General features: G+C 69.1%; 1 protein-coding gene. It reads right to left on the reverse strand.

The genetic code is table 11. The annotated features are described in order from the left end of the window. Window positions 1-74 precede the first annotated feature (74 nt). A complete protein-coding gene (locus G454_RS22795; RefSeq protein WP_342669755.1) occupies window positions 75-1,133 on the reverse strand; it encodes a deaminase in 1,059 nt (352 codons plus the stop codon). Window positions 1,134-1,361: the final 228 nt, after the last annotated feature.

The raw sequence follows: 1,361 nt of genomic DNA on the forward strand, positions 1-1,361 counted from the left end.
ACCAATGTTCAAAGATTACATTTCACGGGAGTTCCTCTCCCTGTAGCGCGTGAAAGAGCAACTCCCAAAAGCGCTCAACCCAGGACCACCTGCCGCACCTCCACGCCCGCCTCCCGCAGGACCTCCGCCGCCAGGGGGTCGGGGTAACCCTCGAGGTAGCGCACCGCCGCCACCCCAGCGTTGACCAGTGTCTTGGCACAGTGGGCGCAGGGGAACGCTGTGGTGTACAGCTCCGCCCCGACGGTGGGCACGCCGAAGACCGCCGCCTGCACCACGCAGTTCTCCTCGGCGTGAACCGCCCGGCACCTGTCCGCCAGGCCGACCCCCGTGGGTTCGCCCGCCCGCAGGCAGCCGAACTCCGCGCAGTGTCTCAGGCCCCTCGGCGCGCCATTGTACCCCGTGGCGATTACGCGCCTGTCCCTCACCAGCACCGCGCCGACCTTCTTGCGGAGGCACGTGCTACGCTCCGCCACCACCAGCGCCACCCTCATGAACGTCTCGTGCCAGCCAGGCCTCTCGTCGGGCGGCGGCGCGGGACTCACCCCCAATCCCTCCATCAGGGCGTCGACCTGGCGGTGGAGGTCCTCCACCGTACCCGAGTTGTCCAGCACGGGGGTGCCCGGCGGCAGGTCCACGCCCGCCTCGGACTCGTGGCCGAGGGTCCCCGCCTGGGCGTCGCCGTCCCGCAGGAGGAGCCTGGCCAAGCGCAGTTCCTCCGGGCACTCTATGGCCACGGGCACGAATCCCCGCTCCAGGCACGCCCCCAGTTCGTTTTGGTAGCGGCAGTCGGTAATTACCGCGCGCGGTTTCCCCTCGGCCTCCACGCGGCGGAGCAGGTGCCGCACCCACACGTCCGGGTCGACCCGCCTCAGGGCCGTGCCGACCTCCTGCAACAGGGCGCGCGGCTTGGGCGACGCCCCGTAGGCCTCCGGGAAGAGTTCCGCCGCCAGTCGCTTGATCCTGTCTGCGAAGGCGTAGCGGGCGAAGCCGTACCTCGCGGCCAGGTAGGCTGCCACCGTGTCCTTCCCCGCCCCGGCCTTCCCCACGAGCACCAGGCGGACGGGGCGGCCACCAGTTTCCCCAGGCGTCCCCGGACGCTCGGCTTGACCTGTGACGACAGCGCTGTCCAACACCCCCACACCCCTCCCCGGAACTCGAACTCATGCCGCGATGTCTGTGCCTCCGTACCTGCCCTCGTACACCATGGGATTGACGCACCCGAGCCACCTGATTAGTTCGTCCCTGGCATAGTGGAGGAACCTCTGGCCCAGGCATCCCCCGCGGCACCACCCCACTTTCGGGCATCCGCGTTCGACGCATCCTTCCGGTACGAACCAGCACAAGAACCTCACAAGGTTGAG

The organism is Desulfovirgula thermocuniculi DSM 16036 (genome assembly GCF_000429345.1).
Taxonomy (GTDB): Bacteria; Bacillota; Desulfotomaculia; order Desulfotomaculales; family Desulfovirgulaceae; genus Desulfovirgula; species Desulfovirgula thermocuniculi.